Genomic DNA, 1012 nt, shown 5'->3' with positions numbered 1-1012 from the left:
TGTATTTTGCAATACAAATGTGCACAATAATGCAACGAAAAGTACAGAACTTTGCCAGCTGGGTTTTAGTGTTTCGACAACGCATGCGTGACACGATAACTGTCACCTGTAAAGTTTAGTATGTGAGCGTGATGGATGACGCGATCGACGAGTGCCGCAGTCAAGCGCGCGTCGCCAAAGATGCGATTCCATTGGCTGAACTCAAGGTTGGATGTGATGATCAGGCTCTTTCGCTCGTACCAGTCGGTGATGAGATGAAACAGAAGTTCCGCAGATTCTTTTGTGAGAGGGAGATATCCCATCTCATCTAAAATAATCATATCTGCCGACTCGAGACGAGAATGGAAGTTGCCTAGTTTTCCATCCCGCCAGGCCTTGTTAAGTTGCTCGACGAGTTCAGAGACCCGGAAGAACCTCACCTCATAACCTTTGTGACAAGCTTCTCTCCCGAGCCCGATGGCCAAATGGGTCTTTCCTGTACCCGGGGACCCTGTCAGAACGACGTTCTGTGAGTGCTCGACGAAATTCAGTGAGGTCAGTTCGTCCTTATCTAAATGCTTTGGGAAGTAGATGTGATTGCCCCAATGATAGTCGTCTAGTGACTTATTGTTGATGAATTTTGCCTTTTTGATTAACCGTTGCGCTTTCGCTTCCTCGCGGAGGCGCATTTCCATCGAGAAAAGCTCCGTGAGAAACTTTTCAGGGGATTCCGTTGGAATCGATTCATAGATTTCAGCGACATAGGCAAGGCGGAGCGATTTGCACATTTCTTTTAGGCTCATACTGCACCACCTTCTCCCCAAGGCCGATTCAGGCTATCGTACTTGCTCCAATCCACATCATAAGGATGGTCCTCAACCACGGCTGGATCGTCGTCCTCGCTCAGTAGCTCGTATAGGCGTTCATTGATCTCGAGGATTGGATAGAGTGCGAGCTTGGCTCGGATCCAGGCCAGTCTTTCCTGCCGAACGAGTAAGTTGGGTACGCCCAGGTACTCTTTGATTCTACCCGG

1 protein-coding gene and 1 pseudogene are annotated in these 1012 nt (G+C 48.9%); both read right to left on the bottom strand.

What is annotated here, in order from left to right:
* Positions 1–65: 65 nt before the first annotated feature.
* Positions 66–782: an IS21-like element helper ATPase IstB gene (istB, locus tag KNP78_RS15585; RefSeq protein WP_029595512.1), complete on the bottom strand. Its 717-nt coding sequence runs from the start codon at positions 780–782 to the stop codon at positions 66–68.
* Positions 779–1012, bottom strand: a pseudogene (locus KNP78_RS15580) (IS21 family transposase); the annotation flags it as partial. The pseudogene KNP78_RS15580 and the gene istB, both read right to left, overlap by 4 nt.

The organism is Exiguobacterium sp. s28 (assembly GCF_018618135.1).
GTDB lineage: Bacteria > Bacillota > Bacilli > Exiguobacteriales > Exiguobacteriaceae > Exiguobacterium > Exiguobacterium mexicanum_A.
Note: the sequence above shows the minus strand (reverse complement) of the source record. Positions and strands in the feature narration are given on the sequence as shown.

What these genes read in the sequence shown, in the direction of transcription:
- istB (WP_029595512.1), bottom strand. Translation starts at nt 782, where the DNA reads ATGAGCCTAAAAGAAATGTGCAAATCGCTCCGCCTTGCCTATGTCGCT.